This is a genomic window from Pseudomonas sp. GL_103, from assembly GCF_057835175.1.
Window position 1 is genome coordinate 2,882,594 of record NZ_CM174420.1, and the last position, 19,322, is coordinate 2,901,915.

General features: G+C 59.3%; 22 protein-coding genes. 13 read left to right on the forward strand and 9 right to left on the reverse strand.

Annotation, left to right across the window (positions count from 1 at the left end; all coding sequences use genetic code 11):
* The first annotated feature begins 96 nt into the window (after positions 1 to 96).
* The gene (locus tag AC3IP0_RS13095; RefSeq protein ID WP_489327797.1) at positions 97 to 897 is read left to right on the forward strand and encodes a transporter; all 801 of its coding nucleotides are present in this window, start codon (positions 97 to 99) and stop codon (positions 895 to 897) included.
* A gap of 34 nt (positions 898 to 931) precedes the next feature.
* A complete protein-coding gene (locus tag AC3IP0_RS13100) occupies positions 932 to 1,324 on the forward strand; it encodes a GFA family protein (protein WP_489319635.1) in 393 nt (130 codons plus the stop codon).
* Positions 1,325 to 1,335: 11 nt separating this feature from the next.
* On the opposite strand, the gene AC3IP0_RS13105 is transcribed toward AC3IP0_RS13100, so the two are convergent.
* Complete coding sequence (locus tag AC3IP0_RS13105) at positions 1,336 to 1,758, reverse strand: MAPEG family protein (protein ID WP_489319636.1); 423 nt, start codon at positions 1,756 to 1,758, stop codon at positions 1,336 to 1,338.
* A 78-nt stretch (positions 1,759 to 1,836) separates the two neighbouring features.
* Positions 1,837 to 2,787, reverse strand: a complete 951-nt coding sequence (locus AC3IP0_RS13110) for a diiron oxygenase (RefSeq protein ID WP_489327597.1) — start codon at positions 2,785 to 2,787, stop codon at positions 1,837 to 1,839.
* Positions 2,788 to 2,986: 199 nt separating this feature from the next.
* Between AC3IP0_RS13110 and AC3IP0_RS13115 the strand changes: the two genes are divergently transcribed.
* Positions 2,987 to 3,943 carry an AraC family transcriptional regulator gene (locus AC3IP0_RS13115; RefSeq protein ID WP_489327599.1) on the forward strand — a complete coding sequence of 319 codons (957 nt, stop codon included), beginning with the start codon at positions 2,987 to 2,989 and terminating at the stop codon, positions 3,941 to 3,943.
* Positions 3,944 to 3,997: 54 nt separating this feature from the next.
* Here the strand turns inward: AC3IP0_RS13115 and AC3IP0_RS13120 are convergent, their stop codons facing one another.
* On the reverse strand, positions 3,998 to 4,513 hold the full coding sequence (locus tag AC3IP0_RS13120; protein ID WP_489327798.1) for an eCIS core domain-containing protein: 516 nt from the start codon (positions 4,511 to 4,513) through the stop codon (positions 3,998 to 4,000).
* Between the two features lie 448 nt (positions 4,514 to 4,961).
* Here AC3IP0_RS13120 and AC3IP0_RS13125 point away from each other — a divergent pair, with 448 nt between their 5' ends.
* The gene (locus tag AC3IP0_RS13125; protein WP_489327601.1) at positions 4,962 to 5,387 is read left to right on the forward strand and encodes a DUF2628 domain-containing protein; all 426 of its coding nucleotides are present in this window, start codon (positions 4,962 to 4,964) and stop codon (positions 5,385 to 5,387) included.
* A 157-nt stretch (positions 5,388 to 5,544) separates the two neighbouring features.
* Here the strand turns inward: AC3IP0_RS13125 and AC3IP0_RS13130 are convergent, their stop codons facing one another.
* The gene (locus tag AC3IP0_RS13130) at positions 5,545 to 6,366 is read right to left on the reverse strand and encodes a helix-turn-helix transcriptional regulator (RefSeq protein ID WP_489327800.1); all 822 of its coding nucleotides are present in this window, start codon (positions 6,364 to 6,366) and stop codon (positions 5,545 to 5,547) included.
* A 96-nt stretch (positions 6,367 to 6,462) separates the two neighbouring features.
* On the opposite strand from AC3IP0_RS13130, the gene AC3IP0_RS13135 reads away from it, so the two are divergent.
* The gene (locus AC3IP0_RS13135) at positions 6,463 to 7,419 is read left to right on the forward strand and encodes a threonine dehydratase (RefSeq protein WP_489327603.1); all 957 of its coding nucleotides are present in this window, start codon (positions 6,463 to 6,465) and stop codon (positions 7,417 to 7,419) included.
* A gap of 111 nt (positions 7,420 to 7,530) precedes the next feature.
* Positions 7,531 to 8,226: a tRNA (adenine(22)-N(1))-methyltransferase gene (locus AC3IP0_RS13140; protein WP_489319642.1), complete on the forward strand. Its 696-nt coding sequence runs from the start codon at positions 7,531 to 7,533 to the stop codon at positions 8,224 to 8,226.
* Positions 8,227 to 8,256: 30 nt separating this feature from the next.
* Here AC3IP0_RS13140 and AC3IP0_RS13145 read toward each other — a convergent pair whose 3' ends face one another.
* Positions 8,257 to 9,246 (reverse strand): GlxA family transcriptional regulator, encoded by a 990-nt coding sequence (locus AC3IP0_RS13145; RefSeq protein ID WP_489327604.1) that lies wholly within the window; start codon positions 9,244 to 9,246, stop codon positions 8,257 to 8,259.
* 193 nt (positions 9,247 to 9,439) lie between these two features.
* On the opposite strand from AC3IP0_RS13145, the gene AC3IP0_RS13150 reads away from it, so the two are divergent.
* On the forward strand, positions 9,440 to 10,231 hold the full coding sequence (locus AC3IP0_RS13150; RefSeq protein ID WP_489327605.1) for a cysteine hydrolase family protein: 792 nt from the start codon (positions 9,440 to 9,442) through the stop codon (positions 10,229 to 10,231).
* 100 nt (positions 10,232 to 10,331) lie between these two features.
* Here AC3IP0_RS13150 and AC3IP0_RS13155 read toward each other — a convergent pair whose 3' ends face one another.
* Complete coding sequence (locus tag AC3IP0_RS13155; protein WP_489319645.1) at positions 10,332 to 11,747, reverse strand: DUF2252 domain-containing protein; 1,416 nt, start codon at positions 11,745 to 11,747, stop codon at positions 10,332 to 10,334.
* A gap of 102 nt (positions 11,748 to 11,849) precedes the next feature.
* On the opposite strand from AC3IP0_RS13155, the gene AC3IP0_RS13160 reads away from it, so the two are divergent.
* The 6 genes from AC3IP0_RS13160 (at position 11,850) to AC3IP0_RS13185 (ending at position 17,192) form a co-directional block, all read left to right on the forward strand.
* Entirely contained in the window at positions 11,850 to 12,224 is a 375-nt protein-coding gene (locus AC3IP0_RS13160) for a hypothetical protein (protein ID WP_489319646.1), read from the forward strand.
* Between the two features lie 255 nt (positions 12,225 to 12,479).
* Positions 12,480 to 13,130, forward strand: coding sequence for a hypothetical protein (locus tag AC3IP0_RS13165; protein WP_150724312.1), 651 nt, complete (start codon positions 12,480 to 12,482; stop codon positions 13,128 to 13,130).
* A gap of 511 nt (positions 13,131 to 13,641) precedes the next feature.
* Positions 13,642 to 15,063 carry a group II intron reverse transcriptase/maturase gene (ltrA, locus tag AC3IP0_RS13170; RefSeq protein ID WP_489319647.1) on the forward strand — a complete coding sequence of 474 codons (1,422 nt, stop codon included), beginning with the start codon at positions 13,642 to 13,644 and terminating at the stop codon, positions 15,061 to 15,063.
* 571 nt (positions 15,064 to 15,634) lie between these two features.
* The gene (locus AC3IP0_RS13175) at positions 15,635 to 16,075 is read left to right on the forward strand and encodes an Ohr family peroxiredoxin (RefSeq protein WP_489327607.1); all 441 of its coding nucleotides are present in this window, start codon (positions 15,635 to 15,637) and stop codon (positions 16,073 to 16,075) included.
* Between the two features lie 78 nt (positions 16,076 to 16,153).
* Positions 16,154 to 16,606, forward strand: coding sequence for an Ohr family peroxiredoxin (locus AC3IP0_RS13180; RefSeq protein ID WP_489327608.1), 453 nt, complete (start codon positions 16,154 to 16,156; stop codon positions 16,604 to 16,606).
* A 127-nt stretch (positions 16,607 to 16,733) separates the two neighbouring features.
* On the forward strand, positions 16,734 to 17,192 hold the full coding sequence (locus AC3IP0_RS13185; protein ID WP_008051025.1) for a MarR family winged helix-turn-helix transcriptional regulator: 459 nt from the start codon (positions 16,734 to 16,736) through the stop codon (positions 17,190 to 17,192).
* A 63-nt stretch (positions 17,193 to 17,255) separates the two neighbouring features.
* Here AC3IP0_RS13185 and AC3IP0_RS13190 read toward each other — a convergent pair whose 3' ends face one another.
* The 3 genes from AC3IP0_RS13190 to AC3IP0_RS13200 form a co-directional block, all read right to left on the reverse strand.
* The gene (locus AC3IP0_RS13190; RefSeq protein WP_489327609.1) at positions 17,256 to 18,230 is read right to left on the reverse strand and encodes an NADP-dependent oxidoreductase; all 975 of its coding nucleotides are present in this window, start codon (positions 18,228 to 18,230) and stop codon (positions 17,256 to 17,258) included.
* 68 nt (positions 18,231 to 18,298) lie between these two features.
* Positions 18,299 to 18,943 (reverse strand): Dabb family protein, encoded by a 645-nt coding sequence (locus AC3IP0_RS13195; protein ID WP_489319650.1) that lies wholly within the window; start codon positions 18,941 to 18,943, stop codon positions 18,299 to 18,301.
* Positions 18,933 to 19,277, reverse strand: coding sequence for a hypothetical protein (locus tag AC3IP0_RS13200; RefSeq protein ID WP_489319651.1), 345 nt, complete (start codon positions 19,275 to 19,277; stop codon positions 18,933 to 18,935). The genes AC3IP0_RS13195 and AC3IP0_RS13200 overlap by 11 nt, the downstream gene beginning before the upstream one ends.
* Positions 19,278 to 19,322: the final 45 nt, after the last annotated feature.

Consider the following 19,322-nt stretch of genomic DNA (forward strand, 5'->3'; position numbering starts at 1 on the left):
AAAATTGCACATCGATCACAGTTGCCTACGCTAACCCTTTGCAACGCCGGTTTTGGCGTCTACAGGTGATTGAGAATGGATGTGAAAGAACGATGGATGGGTACCGCATCGACACTCGTCGTTGCGTTGGGCTTCATCCCGGTGGCTCAGGCCGACGATTCGGCGGAGTTGGCGAAGAAAGCCCTCAACCCGGTCGCGGCGATGTACAGCCTGCCGGTGCAGTACAACTGGGATCAGAAGATGGGGCCGACCGGGGAGGGCATGCACAGCGTCACCAATATCCAGCCTGTGCTGCCGTTTGCCTTGAACGAAGACTGGAACCTCATTTCCCGGACCATTCTGCCGATCATCGACCAGCACGGCCTGGCCCCCAATGGCGCGGCGGACAAATCCGGCAGCGGCGACATCACGCAGAGTTTTTTCTTCTCGCCGACCAGGCCCACGGACAGTGGCTGGATACTCGGTGCCGGCCCTGCGATGTTGATACCGACCGGCAGTGACGAATTGCTCAGCAGCGAGCAGTGGGGCATCGGCCCGACGGCGGTGGCGTTGAAACAGTCCAATGGCTGGACCCGAGGCATTCTGGCCAACCATATCTGGGGCCTGGACGACAGCCCGCCGGATGACAAGGAAAAGGTCAACCAGACCTTCCTGCAACCCTTCCTCTCGTACACCACCCATACGTACACGACCTACGGGGTGAACACCGAGTCGACCTACAATTGGCAATCGCGCGAATGGTCGGTACCGGTCAACCTCACGGTCACCCAACTGCTGAGGATCGGCGGTCAACCGCTGACGGTCCAGGCCGGCCCGCGCTACTGGCTCGACAGTCCGGAAGACGGCCCGCAAGGCTGGGGCTTTCGCGCCGCCGTGACGTTACTGTTTCCACGCTGATACGCCGATTCGGACGGCCTGGAGGAGACACCCCATGGACCGATACACTGGCGGTTGTTTGTGCGGCAAGGTGCACCTTGTCGCCTCGGGGCGCCCGTTCCGGGTTGGCGTTTGTCACTGTCTCGACTGCCGCAAGCATCATGGGGCACTGTTCCACGCGTCCGCGATATTTCATCAGGATGCCGTGACAATCGAGGGCGAAACCCGTGACTACGCCGGGCGGCATTTCTGTCCGCAGTGCGGTTCGTCGGTGTTCTCACGCAGCGCAGACGAAATCGAAGTGAACCTCGGCTCCCTGGATGCCCCTGACCAGTTGACGCCAACCTACGAGAGCTGGACCGTGCGCCGCGAGGCCTGGTTGCCGGCGTTCGCGCTCACCCGACACTACGAACGCGATCGAGACAGCACGGGGCGTTTTGAGGACTAACGGGCACATACTCATATGCCATGACAAGCGGCTATGACAATGAGCGCGAGAAAACACACCAACTGAACGCTAAAGAAAGTAAACCGAACCGCCACGAATGCATTGGTTTGCTCATGGGATACGTGAACCAGTGACTGGCACACGCGAGCGATCAGGACGAGCGTGGACAAGTAGTTCACTGCAGCGCCATTGACATCGAGGGCTGTAATCACGAATACGATGACGCCAAAGACAGGCAGGTTTTCCACACAGTTGGCGTGTGCCCTGGTCCCGCGCCTATACCAATCTTCGCCTTCGAGCCGATCGCTGCGGAAAGAGGCGATCGGAACACTGGAGAACAGGATCCCTACCCAGCGATAAACCCCGACGGTAGCCATCAACAGCAGCAAGGTCCAGGTCGCAAACCCGAGCAGCATCCACATCGGTATCGTCATGGCCGCCATCCTCGATAGATCATTATCAGCACGTCATCCCGCAGTGCGACCGACGAGCAGTCGGTCGCACGCTGTCGGTCAGCTCATGATGGGTGCCAGCGCAGTCTGAATCCGGGACATCTGTGCGGGCGTTGTCATCTGCGTCAGCAAACGGCCGAAGTGTGGATGCTGCACGCCCGAGATAATGTATTGCCAGCGGTAGGCGCTCAGTACGCTGGCCTTGATTTGCGCCGTTTCATCGAAACTGAACGATCGTGAAGCATTACTGATGAAGTAGTCGGCATCGGCTGCCGCTTGTGCCTGCAGGATTGCGTCGACGGCCGCCACCAGCGCAATCAGGTCATTCACTGCCTGGTCGCGCTCGGGCGGGGTGAGTTTCGCGTGCTCGTCCCGCCACTCCAGTTCATCGAGTACGACGTGCCGGCTTTCATCCTTCCAGTGAAACTTGAAGACATCCTTGAACAACGGGCACAGGTCCTCGCGCGGGGCGATGCTTTGCACGTAGTGCGCCTGAACGAACAGCTCGATATGACAGGTCAGCGCCAGCACCGACCAGGTACTGGCCGCCAGTACCGCGCGCGCCACCTCGTTTGGATCGGCAACCTGACGATATCCCGCTGGCAATCTGGAACTCATCATCGTCTCCATGCGCCGGAACAGTTCCTGATGCTTGATCTCGTCGTTGGAAAAACGCACCAGCGCTTCAAGCGCCAGTTGATTGTCAAATACATGGGCGCGACCCTGATCGAGCATCTTGGCACTGATGAAACGCTCGACCAGGCCAAAGATGTACGCATAGGTCCGGCCCTGGACCTGACTGAGCAGGCGCGCCTCGGCCCCATCGAGAAAGGTCAGGCGGTCGACCTGCGACAGTCCGTCGGGGAGGAATTTGCGCGAGAAGTCGAAACGGCGGTCCTGGAGCAGATCGCGATCGATCTGCCATTCGGTCTTTTTCGAAGATCTGACCATTTGCGCATAACGGGCGGTGTTGCCTGTCGCTGAGCCGGGTAGAGTAACGACGCTGTTCATATGGATCTCCTGCTGCCCTGGTTGAGTTGGAATAGGGCAATTTCGGGTGACGTCGGAGCCAATGACCTCAGGTGAAACCTCTGGGGACAATCTCGATCGCTGAGTCCGCGTTGGTGCTAATCTAGGCGTCGCAGTTCGGGCGGTGAATGACCGGTGCGCCTGAAAACCTGCTCCGGACTCCGGAAAGGAGGGCGGTCAAGTGTTGGATGCGCTTTCTGATGTCTTGCGTGTGATTCGGCTGTCGGGAGGGGTCTTCCTCGAGGCGGAGCTCACTGCGCCCTGGTGCATCAATGGCAGAATCTCGGCGGATGATTGCAAGCCGTTCCTGGCGGCACCTCGACACATCATTGCGTCGCACTTTGTCGCCTCTGGGCGCATGCAAATTCAAATCGGCGGTGGTGCCGCCATCGAGGTAGGGGCAGGCGAACTCGTTCTGCTTCCCCGCAACGACGCCCATTCCTTTGGCAGCGACCTGAGCATTGCGCCCATGCCGGCCAGAGAAGTCATCCAGCCGCCAGAAGTCGGCGGCATTTCACGGATCAAGTACGGCGGGGGCGGCGAGGCCACGCAGTTGCTGTGCGGGTTCCTCGGTTCGGAAACCCCCTTCAGTCCGCTGCTTTCGTCGCTGCCTTCCTTATTGAAACTGGACCTGCGGGCGACAGCTTCGGGCACCTGGATCGAAAGCTCATTCCGTTTTGCTGTCAGTGAAATCGCGGCGGGACGCGTCGGCTCGACAACGGTCATCGCCAAGCTATCGGAGCTGCTGTTCGTCGAAGCCGTCGGTCAGTATGTCGCCAGCCTTCCCGCTGAGCGGCGCGGGTGGCTGGCGGGTTTGCGCGATCCCCATATTGGGCGCGCACTGGCGCTACTGCATGCTCGTCCAACCGAGGGCTGGACGGCAGAAGCCCTGGCGCTTGAGGTGGGCATGTCGCGCTCGGTATTCGCCGAGCGTTTCACGGCATTGGTCGGACAGCCACCGATGCAATACCTGACGCTGTGGCGCATGCACGTGGCGGCTCAACACCTGCGCGAAGGCCGCGGCAATGTGGCGCAAATCGGCTTTGCCGTTGGCTACGACTCCGAAGCCGCGTTCAGTCGTGCATTCAAACGCCAGTTCGGCACATCCCCCGGCACCTGGCGCAGACAATCAGCATGAGAGGGGCCGGTGCCACCTCTGCATGTTTACCTGACCAGGCTTGACCCTTTGAACTCAAGGAAGCCGAGGCAATTCTGCCCGAGCCTGGCTGGCTCGCAGCGTTCTGGAGACCTGGGCTTGAATCTCGTAGGCAGGCGCCTCGACGGCATCGTAATCACGGGTATAACGAGTGGCAAACTCGCGATCGCCCCATTGCTGGTACTGCTGCACGTGCTTCAACTCATGCGCCCACAACGCGACATCGTTAAGTGCATCATCGGCATTTCGAAAGACGATGATGTCTATCAGGGTGACCGCACGTACATCGGGATTCTGCAGCATGGTATGTGCGGCGTTCAGCTCCACATCATCGCCGACCTTGTAGCGCGCCGAATCGAGCACTTGAATGTCATAGAAGGGTTCGAGCTGGGCCCGGATATTCAGCGGGATTGGCCGGATATCGCCCGTTGCCGCGGAGTTGCGCGATTGCACGATCCAGTTCTGTAATCCAGAGGCCGCCATCTGGTTCATGTCGTCGAAGATCGATCCAGCTTCCTCTTCGGAACCTGGAGCACAAAAACAAGCGACCATGCAGACCTGGGACTGCCCGGCCGGGCAGGCGAAAACCGAGGACGAGGTGCCTGCGCAAAAGAGCACGATCGCTAACCGGAAAACCTGACGCAAAAATACAGCTGACAATGGGTTCTCCCCTGGGCAATGGCGGTCGGCAGACGATACGTTGGGCGTCTCGCGCCCATTGTCCTGCCGCGTGTTGGACCGCTGCGACACCGTTCGATTCCCTGGGTTCCAGAGTATTTTCAACATTGCCTGAAAGGCCGTGCCTGGCCGAATGCAGCACATTTGCGCCGGAAACTGTAACGGGTGTGTAAAAAATCGGTTTTGCATGGGAACTTTACTTCGGAAATCGCTTCCATAGGCTGTCCTGGTGGCCACTCGACATGCCTGCCAGGCCAGGCATGGAGCAACTCCAAGGATATCTGGAAGTAACACACCATTCAGGGACTAAAGGACTTATCGAATGAACACTACAGATCAAGTGCAAGGCAGCAGCAAGTACAGCGCAAAATGGCAGGCGCGTTTTGCGTTCTTCGATGCTCATGGTGCGCCCAATGCACCGGGTTACAAACCGGCACTGCAGCAACTTCCCCTGAAACAGAAGATGAGCATCAACGCAAACATCATTGCGTTCTTCTTCGGGCCGATTTACCTGTTTGTGCTGGGACTGTGGAAAAAGAACCTGACGCTGATTGCGCTCATGGTTGCAATTTCCTTCGCTCTGGACGCGGTATACGCACTGGTCGACTTTGGCTACGCCAAGCAGGTCAACTTTGGCGTGGGCTTCGCTTTCAATCTGGTTTATGCCCTTTCGACCAACTACGCCTACTACCTCAAGGAACAAAAGGGCGAACAGGGATGGAACCCGTTTAAAGGCATGCGCTGGTAAACAATTCTGCAAACACAACTCAGGGTCATGACAAAACATGGCCCTGTAGTTGAGTCGGGATCGAGTGCGTTTTCCTTATGCGCGCTTTCACCTACTTGATTGGCCCCTCAAGTAAGGCTGTCTCATGAACCGGCGAAAGCCGGCTGATAACCAGGCGCTAACGTAACCCCAAAGACTGACGCAGCTGCGCCGGACTCACACCAAGGCGTTGCTTGAAGGTGGTCGCCATGTGCGCCTGGGAGTTGAAACCGCAGGCGTAGGCGATCTCCGTCAGGGTGGCGGTCGAATCGCGCATCAGGGCGCGGGCCTTGGCGAGACGTCGGTCGATCAGGTAACTGTGCGGGCTTTTACCGGTGGCGTTTTTGAAGGCCCGCATGAAATACCCTTCGGACAATCCAAGCAGGCCCGCCATCGCCGGTACGCTTAAAGGGCCTTCGAGGCCTGCATCGATGAACTCATCGAGCAAGCGCATCCGGCTGCCGGTTATCGAGCCAAGGGGTGCAGTCGACACCGCTTCGCTACCCGTCGCCCGCTCGGACAATGCCAGTGCCCAGGCTTCCCAATCGTCCTCCACGGAGGCCAGCAACAGCGCGGCGCGCATTCGCCACGCGAGGGCAGTGGCCTGTCGGTCGATGCGATTGTTGAAGGCACGATCCCCTACCAACGCCATACCGTCGGTGCGAATCACCCGCAGGTATTCACCGCCCTGGGGTGATTCGGACAACACGTCACACCCGACGGGGACAAACGCCAGGCCGTTGGGCACGGCATCGAAGGGGCGTATTCGGTCGCTGCCGATGGCGTGCAGGCCTCGCTGGCTGTCGAAGGCGAAGCCGATTCCCGCCTGGGTCGCGACATAGCGGGTCGCGTAGGCGCAACCGGGGAGCAATTCGATCGCCCAGGGGCCGGCCTCGATACGACGGACCGGTTCGGACAGCAGTGGTGGCGGCGGGCGATTTCGATGACTCATGGACACCATAGTAGTGAAGAGAGGGGACAAAAGTCAGGTCAGTTTTTTGAAAGCCGGAGTACTGCGCCGTTGTACAGACTGGGCAAAACCTCAGGGGGACCTCTCATGCACAGACTGACTCGCGAAGATATCGAACAAGCCGCTCGCCACGTTTACCAGGTCATGCCCGCCACCGCCCAGTACCCTTGGCCCTTGCTGGCTCAGCGGTTGGGTTGCACGGTGTGGGTCAAGCACGAAAATCACACGCCTACCGGCGCTTTCAAAGTGCGCGGCGGTATCACGTTCATGCACTGGCTCAAGCGCGAGCACCCGGGCGCGAGGGGCATTGTCAGCGCTACCCGCGGCAATCATGGCCAGAGCCTGGCGCTGGCGGCTAGCACACTGGGTTTGCAGGCGTTGATCGTCGTGCCGGAAGGTAACTCGGTAGAAAAGAACAACGCCATGCGCGGCTTTGGCGCTGAAGTGGTCGAGTATGGCCGCGATTTCGATGATGCCCGCGAAGAGGCTGCCCGCCTGGCGCAAGCGCATGACCTGTTCCTGGTTCCGCCGTTTCACACAGAATTGGTCAAAGGCGTCGCCACTTATGCGCTGGAGCTGTTCAATGCAGCGCCGGACCTGGACACCGTTTATGTACCGATTGGCTGTGGGTCGGGGATTTGCGGGGTGATCGCCGCCCGCGACGCGCTGGGCCTGGAAACAGAGGTGGTTGGCGTGGTTTCCACGGAGGCGGCGGCTGCACAGTTGTCGTTTGACGCTGGCGCGATATGCGAAACCGTCTCGGCCAACACCTTTGCCGACGGCCTGGCCGTGCGCAAGCCGATTCCCGAAGCCTTTGCCGTCTACGCGGCAGGTGCGGCGCGGATCGTATCGGTCAGCGATGAACAGATCGCCGAAGCCATGCGTGTGTATTACACCGATACCCATAACCTTGCCGAAGGGGCCGGTGCGTCGGCGTTGGCAGCGCTCATCTCGGAGCGTGAAGCCATGTCGGGAAAAAGGGTGGGGGTGATTCTGTCCGGTGGCAACGTCGACAGATCGGTGTATGCGCGAGTGATTGCGTGAAGGGGGCCATGACTCTGGTCACATAAATTTGAAATGCACGGCATTGCCCGACAGAATCACGCCCCGATCCGGCCGAAGGCGCCGGGCGTTCGTGGTGAAAAGGGGCCGCAGTTGAACGAACAGACATTGTCCATGCGCCTGGAGCGCGTGGCAGCACATGTGCCAGCCGGTGCGCGCCTGGCCGATATCGGTTCGGATCACGGCTACCTGCCGGTAGCATTGATGCGCCGGGGCGCCATCGCGGCGGCGGTGGCCGGCGAGGTGGCGTTGACGCCGTTCCACGCGGCCAACCGCACCGTTCGCGAGAACGGCCTGGACTCGCAAGTCACCGTGCGCCTGGCCAACGGCCTGGCGGCAATCGAGCCGGGAGATGGAATTACAGCAGTCAGCCTCTGCGGCATGGGCGGCGAAACCATCCGCGACATCCTCGACAGCGGCAAGGCGTACCTGAGCGGTCAGGAGCGCCTGATCCTGCAACCCAACGGTGGCGAGCAGCCACTGCGCCAATGGCTGATGGACAATGGCTACCGCATCCTCTGCGAGGAAGTGCTGCGGGAAAATCGATTCGACTACGAAATCATCGTCGCCGAGTGCGCCGGACCGGTGATCTACACCGCCCAAGAGCTGTACTTCGGCCCGTTGCAGATGCAGGCCCGCAGTCCGGCGTTCCTGGTCAAGTGGCAGCGCAAGTTGCGCCAGAAACAGAAGACCCTGAGCCACTTTGCCCAGGCGCAGCAGGCCGTGCCCGAGGAGACGGTGCAGGACATCGCGCGGCAGGCCCGGTGGATTACCGAGTTGCTGGCTTGAGCCAGGTCCGGGATTTGTACGAGTCTTCGCTTACTCGGGCGATGGATCGACCTTTTTCCCGGACCCATTGCCTTTGGCCTGACGGGCGCTGCGACGCAGTTCCTGTGGCGTGCGCCCCACGACTCGCACGAAGCTGCGAAGCATGTGGTCGGCATCGCCGAATCCGAAGCACCTGGCAATCTCTTCGAATGTCTGCAGGCCGTCCTCGACCAGTGGCCGCGCCGACTCGATACGCAGGCGCTCGATAGCTTTCGCCGGCGTCACCCCGACCGATGCCGCGAACACGCGGCCAAACTGGCGCACGCTCATATGTGCGACGTCTGCCAGGCGTTCGACCGACAGATCATCACGCAGATGATCGCGCACATAGCTCAACACCGTGCGGATCCGATCCGAGCCTGGGTCGAAATCCAGCAGCGAAGAGAACTGATACTGGCCACCGGGTCGCCGATAGTAGACGACCAGCATGCGCGCGACGGAGCGTGACACGTCCTTGCCCAGGTCCTGCTCGATCATCGCCAGGGCCATGTCGATGCCCGCTGACATGCCGGCGGACGTCCAGACATTCCCGTCTTCGGTCCAGATTCGATCTCCGTCCACGCGCAGTGACGGATAGCGTGCCTGCAATTGCGGCGCGTAGTTCCAGTGCGTGGTCGCGACACGACCGTCGAGCAGGCCGCTCTCGGCCAGCAGGAAGGCACCGGTGCAGACGCTGGCAGTGCGGCGAGCGCGCGGGGACATCTGCCGTATCGCCGCTGCCATCGGCAGCATCCTGTCATCGATCGGCGCGGTGGGGGCGCCGACGATGATCAGCGTGTCCAGGTGTTCGACCACCTGCAAGGCGTCGGTCGCGACTTGCAGTCCGCTCGAAGCGCTGATCAAACCGCCTTCAAGGGAAGCGACTGTGAATCGATAACCGGGAGGGCGCGCACGATTGGCGTTGGAGAAGGCTTCGAGCGGGCCACTCAGATCAAGCAATACGAAGCCCGGGTAGACCAGGAAGCATATGTGACGCTGCATGCACGGAACATCCAAAGTCTGATTGGGGCCATGGTACGCGCTTGCTGTCGGGAAGGTCACGGGGAGCATTGAGCTCAAGCGGCTCGTGCGAGGTGCCCGAACTAGTCGGCCGAAATCCAGGGATATATGTCCATTTCGTGCGGTCTTCTCGCCGTACCGTAAATGCACCACCCCCACATTGCGGACGTGCAACATGACCTTCAACCGAATTCATCCCGCCAGACTCATCTCCTGCGCCACCTTGCTGGGGGCGATCCTGATGGCGTCCGGCATCGGCGTCGCCGCCGAGAACCCTTACGCCGATCCAGCCAAACCGGCGCTGCCGGCCTCCACCTTTCAATGGGATGCCAGTCGAACCGCACTGGTCGTGATCGACCCACAGATCGACTTCATGAGCCCGGAGGGTGCTGGATGGTCAGTCTTCGGCCAGAGCGTTACCGAGCAGAACCTGGTGCCGAATCTGACCCGGCTGTTCACGGCGTTCAAACAGGCCGGAGCGACCGTAGCGATCTCGCCGCACTACTACTATCCCCACGATCATCAGTGGGAGTTTGAAGCGCCGGCGGAGAGCGTTCAGCACAAGCTGGGTATGTTCGACCGCAAGGGCGCCCTGACGCTGGATGGATTCCGCAATTCGGGTGCCGACTTCATGAAGGAGTTCAAACCCTTCATCGAAGACGGCAAGACCCTCGTCGCCTCACCGCACAAGTTGTATGGCCCGCAAAGCAACGACCTGATGCTGCAGTTGCGCAAGCAGCGGGTCGACAAAATCATCCTGGCCGGCATGGCGTCCAATCTGTGCGTCGAATCGCACCTTCGCGAGTTTCTGGAGCGCGGTTTCGAGGTGGTTGTCGTACGTGACGCCGTCGCTGGCCCGAAGCTGCCTGATGGCGACGGATACGGGAGCGCGCTGGTCAATTTCCGCTACATCGCCAACGGCCTGATGACCACCGACGAGGTCGTGAAAAAGCTGGAAGGGCGCTGATCTGCGGTATGACCCATCCGCTGAACAGACACGGGAGTCCTTGTGGCTCCCGTGCCCGCTGACTGACCCGGAATCACCCAAGAGCGAAGGATCCGCCTCATCACTCTTCCTCTCTGAGTGCATGGATCCGCCCTGATTTTTCTGCAGCTATCAGCGCGGCATGATCTTTCGCATTTTGATTGGCATAGGCGATGGAGAACTTGCCGACGGCCTGGTCGAAGGAGTCCAGCTTGCCCAGGTAGCCACTGATGAGCGCCGCATCCCCGGATTTGGCGTGGGCACGGGCGAGGGTATGACCACACCATTCGGCGTACATCTTCATCCGTGCGGCGGAAACGCCTTCGATGGGCGCTGACATTTTCATGTCCCGCAACTGGCGCACAAAGAAATGCCGGCCATTTTGCCCGCGTGTCCAGCCCAGAAAGATGTCGCTGGAGGACTGCATCAGTCGCTGTCCCGTGACCACACGCTGCCCCTGGTTCTCGTAGTCGCTGGTGCCTGCATAGGGTGCCAACACCGAGGGACAGGCTTCCTTGAATTGCAGGAGCAAGGGGTGGTTTTCCGCAGAAAAGAACAGCCCGACGAAACAATAGGTCCCCACGCTCCCGATCCCGACAGCTTTGACCGCAATGTCTTCGAGGCGATAACGATCGAAGAGCACGCGCCGTTCATGGGGTAGCGACAGTCGATAATCACGCAGAGCGATACGGACTCGCTGCTTGAAGCCCTTTTCATACACATGAAAAAGCAAGGGCGGCTGATCGATCAGTCGCCGCCGCCCGCCAACTTCGCTGCTGATCTTGGGATAGAGGTAATCACCGAGGCGCAACCTGGCCTTTGCGATCACTTGCTCGCGAATCTTCTTGATCTCGGCATTGGGCGCCATATCGATGATCGTTTGGGCATCCAGGCGGTCATACCAGACATCCAGCGGGCCCATTTTCGAGAATTTGCGCAGGCCCTCGCGGTAAGCGCAAGCGCATTTGACGGCAATGCACCGTGCTTCTTTATCGTTGAGTCGGTTATCGCGCGCGGCCACGGCAAAACTGATCGCCAGGCGTTTGACATCCCATTCCCAGGGGGCCGGGAGCGTTTCGTCGAAGTCGTTGATGTCAAAAATCAGGTTGCGCTCAGGTGTCGCGAACAACCCGAAGTTCATCAGGTGACAATCCCCGCAGGCCTGTACCTTTACGCCAGTGGTTGGGGTCGTGGCCAGGTCGTGCGCCATCAACCCTGCGGAGCCGCGTAAAAAGGTGAATGGACTGCGCAGCATGCGCCCGTAGCGCAGCGGCACCAGGTTGGGCAGTCGATAGCGGTTGGACTCTTCGAGGAGTGCGATAGGGTCGCGGTGTTTGCTCGGTGGTTTCCATTCGGCGTGAACCGAATGCGGCAGGCGTTCGCGTAGTTGCTCACCGGCAAACAGACGCTCCTTGCGCGAGAGAAAGACCGACTCGTCACCGGTGCCGTCCGACGATTTTGCCAAGCCGTCGGCAGATTTGCTTTTGCGGGGGGGCATGTCCACTCCTTTGCTCAACGAAGTCTGACTCGCTCGGGCACAGGATCTGGTAATGCGACTGTTCCATCAGCCCCCGGGGCGCGCGTGCACTGGCATCCTGGAATGTTGTCGAAGCTGTTTTTCAAGCGTAGCAGTTCCGATCCTGGATGCCGTATTGCCAGTACTGAATGTGCGCTCGATTCGAAGTGGTTTTCGGATGACTGCAGCGACTCGAACTTGCCGGTGACAGGTAGGAAATTGAACCGCTGGTCGGGTCTGGCGACGAAAGTTCAGCGCAAAAGCGGATTTTTTTTCGGCGTGGAACAAGAAACGATTCAGCGGCGTAGCGACGCGGGTTTCAGCCAAACAGGCAGGTGTCCCCAGGTGCTGGAAACGGTACCGTTTGTCGATGTTTTTGCTCAAAAATTGAACGATCGGGATATGCTGGGCTCTGATTTTCCAGCAGGCGAATCCTTCGGGACGCGCTGCACTCACTAGAAAAATGGACGTATACCTCATCTGCATTGAATGGAATGCACATGGGGATTTTTTTTACCTGAGACCTGGAGTGATAGTATGCCGTCATCACTGACTCGCTGGGCGAGTCGCTCTCTCTTGTAATACCAAATTTTTTAATTGCTTCAATCTTTGCCAACTTGACCTTGCAGGTGCGAATCAATAATTCGCATGCCTGGGGCATGGTCAATTTGCACTGCTGCTATAAGTGGAGATGTAGTCTTGGATATTAATACAATGATCGGCCTGATCGGCCAGAAAGAATCCATGGAGTTTTTGCGTTTAGGCGTTGTGTACGTTCATCTGTTGGCTTGCTGCGTAGCTATTGGCCTGGTGTTTGCCAGCGATGCGGCAATGGTAAAGGACTTGTTGAAAGGTCGCGTGTCGTCGGGTCACGACAATGAACATATGGCCAGTCTTCAGAAGTCTGTTGCCAATGCGTTGATATTCTTGTGGGTCACCGGAGCTGCGATTATAGGTATTGATTACCTTGAAAAAGGCATGACCTATTTTGCCAATCCGAAACTTCAAGCCAAAGTTATTATTGTATTGCTGCTGACGTTCAACGGCATGTTGTTGCACCGCTATGTATTGCCGGCAATGCTGAAGGCCGGTTCGCTGCTTGATCTCCAGATCAATGTGCGAATGTTTGCCCTGTTCTCTGGCGCACTGTCGGGCGTGTCCTGGCTGTATGCCGCCATGCTCGGTGTCGGTCGACCGCTGGCCTGGAAGTATTCGCTGACCGAGTTGCTGATGGCCTATCCGGTGTTGATCGTGCTCGGCTTTGCGATGATGGTGGCACTGACCCAGTGGGCGCGTAAGCGTAACGAAGCAACTCCGGTTCAAGAGACTTCGTGGCTGTTTGCGGGTATTCCTGCGCTGCGCTGAGCTGACGAGAGTCCGGGAAAGGACGGTTGAAACCGTCTGAACCTTTGAAACATCAGACCCCCTCCTTGTGAGGGGGTTTTTTGTGGTGCGCCAGGCATGGCGCGTTGCGCGCAAGCGCAACCAGCTTGGCTGTGGTGGCCTCGCTGGTGACTTGGAGGTGAAAGTCCTCTACACACCCGGCAAGGGGAAGTGTTAGCCAGAGGCAAGGGTGTCGCGGGCGACCGCGAATCTGAAGGAAGCCTTAGGCAAAATGCTGGCCTGACGAACAGGAAGCGGATGAGGCGGCGTAGCGGGGTAAGACGGCCCAAATCGTCAAAGCCCAATACTTGCACGGAGCGCTACGACGTAGATCCGACAGGCATAAGCAGGAAGGTCGCGCGAATTACCCTGGGAGATCTGCACGTTTGACCGTGTGTTACCGAGCGTCGTTAGGCGCCGGGATGAACGAGCAGAAGTCAGCCGAAGCCGTAGTAAGTGACGAATAACCCCGTCACCAAGGGCCGAACAGGTTATGCCGCCAGTAGGCGTCAGAGTCTCGTCGAATGTCGAAAAGCAGAAATTTCTCCGAGGGAGAACTGTGACCCCTAGTTCCGGACAGAATCCGCGGGCGACGGCTGGCAGTGCACAGGCATCGGCGGCGTCTGTGGCGTGGACGAAAGCGGAGCCGGACACGCTGATGGCACGGGTGCTTGCACCGGCCAACCTCAAGCGTGCGTATCACCGCGTGGTCAGCAACAAGGGTGCGCCGGGTGCCGATGGCATGACGGTCGACGAATTGGCGGGCTACGTGAAACAGTATTGGCCGACCCTCAAGGTCCGGTTGCTGGCCGATGAGTATCACCCGCAAGGTGTGCGTGCCGTCGACATTCCCAAACCCAAAGGCGGAACCCGCCAGTTGGGCATCCCCAGCGTCGTGGATCGCCTGATCCAGCAGGCGCTGCTGCAACAGCTCACGCCGATCTTTGATCCGCTGTTCTCGGACTACAGCTACGGTTTTCGTCCGGGCAGAAGCGCCCACCAAGCTATCGAAACAGCCCGCGGCCATGTAGCGGCGGGTTACCGCTGGTGCGTGGAGCTCGATCTGGAGAAGTTCTTTGATCGGGTCAACCACGATGTGTTGATGGCCCATGTGCAGCGTCAAGTTGAAGACAAACAGGTGCTCAGGCTCATTCGCCGTTATCTCGAGGCCGGCGTGATGTCGGGCGGGATCGCCAGCCGACGGCCGGAAGGGACACCGCAAGGCGGCCCGCTCTCGCCATTACTGTCGAACATCCTGCTCAACGAACTCGACCGTGAGCTGGAACGACGGGGTCACCGTTTCGTGCGTTATGCCGATGATGCGAACATTTATGTACGTAGTCAGCGGGCTGGCGAACGAGTGATGGTCAGCGTTGAGCAATTCCTGAACCGGCGCTTAAAACTGACCCTTAATCGGGAAAAGAGCCGCGTGGCGAGGCCTTGGGTCTGTGACTACCTGGGTTACGGGATGAGCTGGCACCAACAGCCGAAACTTCGGGTGGCGACCCTCAGTCTGCGGCGTCTGCGAGACAGACTCCGAGAGCTGATGCGCAACGCAGAAGGGCGCAAGCTGTCCAGTACGGTTGAGCGACTGAATCCTGTGCTGCGCGGCTGGAGCAGCTATTTCAAACTGAGCCAGAGCAAGCGGCCGCTGGAAGAGTTCGACGGCTGGATACGGCATAAGCTTCGTTGTGTCATTTGGCGCCAATGGAAGCAGCCCTTTACGAGGGTGCGCAACCTGATGCGTCTGGGGCTGAGCGAAGCGCGCGCCCGCAAATCCGCGCTCAATGGCCGAGGTCCATGGTGGAACTCGGGAGCATCGCATATGAATCAGGCGTTGCCGAAGAAGCTGTGGGATCGACTTGGACTGGTCTCGATACTGGATACGATCAACCGGCTTAGCCGTATAGCCTGAACCGCCGTATACGGAACCGTACGTACGGTGAGAGGACGGCGGATGTAAATCCGCCTCCTACTCGATCGTGCGGGTATCAGGAAGTCAAAAAAACCGGCTCGATTGGCCGGTTTTTTTTCGAGTGAAATACGTCCATTTCATTTCAGCGCCAAAGAATTGATCGTTGTGTGTGAAAGCGATCCGAAGCGCGTAACCAAAGGCCCAGACGGTGAGAACCCCATCATGCGTTCGGCAAGGGGGAGGGTAGCGGGGTTGACCTCGCGTCTACCGCTCATCGCCAAGGCATAAAACAGGCTTTGACATCATTGGGGCTTTGGTAGAATATTCATCCATCGCATACGATCTAATCGAAAGCGATAAGAAGTGACAACAACCCTTGCCGTTTGGAGACTCAGCCATGAACACCGGAAGCCGCCGCACAATCTTTATCTCGACCGCTCACGCTTCCCATGGCCAAAACGGCAACAACTGGATCATTGCACAGGCCAATTGATGAACGTTGTCTTTTTAAGTGTCACAAGTATCGTATGCGATAAGATCGTACGAAATATTAAATCCTGAGGAAATCCCCATGAGCAAGATCGAAAAAGTACTGGCAACCGGCAAAACCCACACCACTCACAGCGGTGTCGGCGGTCACAACGGCAACCTCGATATCGAACTGTCGTCTCCTGGTTCTGCCGAACCGGCCCACGTCTTTACCGCCACACAGCCACACCCGAAAGCCGAGCAACTGTTTGCCGGGGCCTGGTCTGCCTGTTACACCGCGGCAGTGGGGCTGGTGGCCCAGGAACGCAATATCGTGTTGCCGGGGGATATGGCCGTCGACATCGAAGTGGACCTGGGCCAGACTGGTCTGGCCTATTTCCTTCAGGCCCGACTGACCCTGCGAGTGCCAGGGCTGGCACACGATGTCGCGACCGAACTGGCACACATTGCCGATTCCATCTGCCCTTACTCCAAAGCCACACGCGGCAATATCGACGTTGCCCTGAACGTGATTACGGCGTGATGCGCGGATGCATCACAAAAATCGCATGCGATACAAGCGCATGCGAACATAACTCACTGTAATCCCGAGAGAACCATCATGAGCAAGATCGAAAAAGTACTGGCCAGCGGCAAAACCCACACCACTCATAACAGTGCAGGCAACACCTCGCGCGGCCATAACGGCAACCTCGACATCGTGCTGTCGTCCCCCGGCAGCGACACACCGGCACACGTGCTCACCGCTGTCCAGCCGCACCCAAAAGCCGAGCAACTGTTCGCCGGAGCGTGGTCGGCCTGCTACATCGCAGCGGTGGGGCTGGCCGCCCAACAGATGAAAGTGACACTGCCGACCGACACGGCCGTCGACATTGAAGTGGACCTGGGCCAGACCGGCGCGGCTTACTTCCTCCAGGCCCGACTGACCTTGCGGGTGCCGGGGCTGGACCAGGGAGTGGCGACCGAGTTGGCCCACAGCGCCGATGCAATCTGCCCTTACTCCAAGGCCACACGCGGCAACATTGATGTCGACATCAACGTCCTGACTGCATAACCCACTGCACGGCCGGCTCACCGGGGATCTTCCCGGTGAGCCGGCCGTCGGTGTTTATGCGCACTACCGATACCATCGCGTACGACGTATAGTTTCAGCCTCACCAGATCGGCCCAAGAGAACGTCCATGAAAAACACCGACAAGACATCCGCCCTGGATCTCAAACTCTCCGAGTTCCTGTGTTTTGCGGTCTATTCCACCAACCTGGCCTTCGGCAAGGCCTACAAGCCGATGCTCGAACGGCTCGGCCTGACCTATACGCAATACATCACCCTGGTTGCTCTGTGGGAGGAAGACAACCAGACCGTTGGCAGCCTCGGCGAAAAGCTGTTTCTCGAATCCAATACCCTTACGCCGATCCTGAAGAAGCTGGAAGCGATGGGTTATCTGCTGCGCCAGCGCGACCCGGAAGACGAACGCCAGGTGCGGATCAGTCTCACCAAAGAGGGGCGAAAACTGCGCGAAGGCCTGACCGAAGACGGCTTCCCGCAAACCGGACTTGATCCCGACGACTTTGTGCAGATGCAGAAGGCGATTGTGAAGTTACGGGGCAGTCTCATCCGGTCGACCAAAGACAGAGAGTAAGTCGTACCCAATAAAGCGAGAGGCCCCGGATTTGCGAGATGCACTACGCGCAGAAACCCTTCTTTATTCTGCAACCTGCAGAACCATCTTCACTTTGGCGTTGCCACTCTGCAGCAGATCGTGGGCTTTTGCTGCCTGTTCCAGCGGCAGCACTTCAATGCGTGGTGGCTGGACCCGGGCGCTTGCCAGCAAGGCGGCGATTTTGCCCAAAGGCGCACCGCTGGGCATTTTGCTGTAGGTCACCGCAGTACGCAGGCCACGCTGTGCTGCGCCAACGTGATCCGGGCCGGTATCTCCCTCGGCCAGCGTCAGTATCGAGACCAGCATGCCACCCGGCCGCAGCAGGTCCAGACCGTCAGGCAAACTCCCGCACCCGACGCAATCGAGTATCAGGTCCACTCCGTCGGCAGACCACTGGCGGATGGCGGCAAGAATATTCTGTGTGCGGTAGTCAATGCTCAGTTCACACCCCAGGGACTCGACGTAGCTGCGATTAGTGGCGCCACAGGTCGCTGCGACCTGCGCTCCAGCGTCTTTCGCGAACTGGATCGCGAAGTTGCCGACGGCACCGCCACCGCCGTGGATCAATACCCTTTGACCTTTTTCCAGGCCGCCATCCTCGAACAACCCGGCCCAGGCCGCCAAGGCGGGCGTCGGCACTGCCGCCGCCTGGGCGAAGTCGAGGCTTTCGGGCATCTGCACCACCGAGTCCCGGGAAACACAGACGAACTCGGCATAGGATCCCCACTTTCCGGCTCCGACATCACTCTGGGCAAAAACCCGTGTGCCCTCGGGAAAGCCTGAAACCCCTTCACCGGTTTGCGCGACTGTCCCGGCCAGGTCGAAGCCCAGGACAAAAGGAAAGTTATAGGTGATGAAGTGGCTGAGATTGCCTTGGCGACATTTCCAGTCCGCCGGATTGACGCCTGCGCAATGGACACGAATCAATACTTCTCCCGGCCCTGGCTCGGGCCGCTGGACTCGGGACAGCTGCAAAACCTCGGAACCGCCCAGGCGATCTATCACTATGGCGCGCATCGTTGTTCCTCTCTCTGGAGTCGTTTTATAAAATAGGGTGGTGGGGCCGCGACGTTGTGATGCACCAGTCATTGCAATGCCTTTCTATTAACAGGCAGCATCAGGAGGCTGGTTGTCTGCGCGCAGAAAGCATGGGCAATCGCTTCCACGGTCCATTCGGGAAACTCCGGATCGAACCAGCGATCGACCCAAGCCCAATGGAACGGATGGGTCAGGTACTCACCCAACAGCCCCTCGACGCCGGCGAACTCCTGCTGCCAGACGTGCGTCCAGGTGCTGTCCGAGCAAACGCGGCTCAACTGCCAGTTGCCGATGCTCGCGATGTATGCCGGCATGCGCAGCAGGTCACGTTCCAGCGCCACTACAAGTGCTGGGTCCTGCTCCGGGCGGACGCGCAGCAACAAGGTGCGCCAGATACCGTTTTCCAGGCCCACGGCACGCTGGCCACCGCCAATTCGCTGGTACGCCAGGCGGTCGACGCGTGCAAGGGCAGGCAAGCGTGCCAGGCTTTCGGCGGTGTTCGCCTGGTGGGTGTCGCTGATAAAGGACAAGTCCAGGGTGAAGTCGCCTGCGCCCCAGCTGCCTTCAAGGTTGCGGCCCAGCTGGAAGTGGCTGAGGCCGGGCAGGTTTTTCAGGTGTTGCCGCAGTTCATCCTGCAGCGCCTCGGGCGCGACACCGGGGTTGAGGTAAAGCTGCACGGTTTCATTCCACATGCTGCGCCACCTCTGGGCTGGCCAACGGTTGATCGGCATCGCCCAACACATGCCGCTGACGATGCAAACTGAGCTTGTCCACGTCGGCCCAGAACGCCAGCACTTCGGCGCCGGCGCCCAGGCGCATGCCGTAGTAGCCCCACACGTCGGGCACTTGCCACAGCAACCAGAGCCGGTTGCGCTCGCCAGGCACGGCAACGGGGGGCGAAACCCAGCGTTGCAGCAACGTCAGCCCGCGGGGGCCTGCAGTGGGCAGGTAGCGCTGGTCCAGCAAGGTCAGCAATGCGGGCAGTTGTTCGGCGTCGAGGAGGATTTCGTCGAGTATCTGGATCATGGCTTGCCTGTACTGTGATCCGGCGTCAGGCTGACATGAGCCGGC

Bases quoted from the DNA above. Each gene is read 5' to 3' on its own strand.
- AC3IP0_RS13190 (WP_489327609.1), bottom strand. From the start codon at position 18,230: ATGCGCGCCATAGTGATAGATCGCCTGGGCGGTTCCGAGGTTTTGCAG.
- AC3IP0_RS13105 (WP_489319636.1), bottom strand. From the start codon at position 1,758: ATGACGATACCGATGTGGATGCTGCTCGGGTTTGCGACCTGGACCTTG.
- AC3IP0_RS13110 (WP_489327597.1), bottom strand. From the start codon at position 2,787: ATGAACAGCGTCGTTACTCTACCCGGCTCAGCGACAGGCAACACCGCC.
- AC3IP0_RS13200 (WP_489319651.1), bottom strand. From the start codon at position 19,277: ATGATCCAGATACTCGACGAAATCCTCCTCGACGCCGAACAACTGCCC.
- AC3IP0_RS13120 (WP_489327798.1), bottom strand. From the start codon at position 4,513: ATGGTCGCTTGTTTTTGTGCTCCAGGTTCCGAAGAGGAAGCTGGATCG.
- AC3IP0_RS13175 (WP_489327607.1), top strand. From the start codon at position 15,635: ATGAGCAAGATCGAAAAAGTACTGGCAACCGGCAAAACCCACACCACT.
- AC3IP0_RS13160 (WP_489319646.1), top strand. From the start codon at position 11,850: ATGTTGTCGAAGCTGTTTTTCAAGCGTAGCAGTTCCGATCCTGGATGC.
- AC3IP0_RS13095 (WP_489327797.1), top strand. From the start codon at position 97: ATGGGTACCGCATCGACACTCGTCGTTGCGTTGGGCTTCATCCCGGTG.
- AC3IP0_RS13135 (WP_489327603.1), top strand. From the start codon at position 6,463: ATGCACAGACTGACTCGCGAAGATATCGAACAAGCCGCTCGCCACGTT.
- ltrA (WP_489319647.1), top strand. From the start codon at position 13,642: ATGCCGCCAGTAGGCGTCAGAGTCTCGTCGAATGTCGAAAAGCAGAAA.
- AC3IP0_RS13100 (WP_489319635.1), top strand. From the start codon at position 932: ATGGACCGATACACTGGCGGTTGTTTGTGCGGCAAGGTGCACCTTGTC.
- AC3IP0_RS13150 (WP_489327605.1), top strand. From the start codon at position 9,440: ATGACCTTCAACCGAATTCATCCCGCCAGACTCATCTCCTGCGCCACC.
- AC3IP0_RS13180 (WP_489327608.1), top strand. From the start codon at position 16,154: ATGAGCAAGATCGAAAAAGTACTGGCCAGCGGCAAAACCCACACCACT.
- AC3IP0_RS13130 (WP_489327800.1), bottom strand. From the start codon at position 6,366: ATGGTGTCCATGAGTCATCGAAATCGCCCGCCGCCACCACTGCTGTCC.
- AC3IP0_RS13125 (WP_489327601.1), top strand. From the start codon at position 4,962: ATGAACACTACAGATCAAGTGCAAGGCAGCAGCAAGTACAGCGCAAAA.
- AC3IP0_RS13165 (WP_150724312.1), top strand. From the start codon at position 12,480: ATGATCGGCCTGATCGGCCAGAAAGAATCCATGGAGTTTTTGCGTTTA.
- AC3IP0_RS13155 (WP_489319645.1), bottom strand. From the start codon at position 11,747: ATGCCCCCCCGCAAAAGCAAATCTGCCGACGGCTTGGCAAAATCGTCG.
- AC3IP0_RS13195 (WP_489319650.1), bottom strand. From the start codon at position 18,943: ATGTGGAATGAAACCGTGCAGCTTTACCTCAACCCCGGTGTCGCGCCC.
- AC3IP0_RS13145 (WP_489327604.1), bottom strand. From the start codon at position 9,246: ATGCAGCGTCACATATGCTTCCTGGTCTACCCGGGCTTCGTATTGCTT.
- AC3IP0_RS13185 (WP_008051025.1), top strand. From the start codon at position 16,734: ATGAAAAACACCGACAAGACATCCGCCCTGGATCTCAAACTCTCCGAG.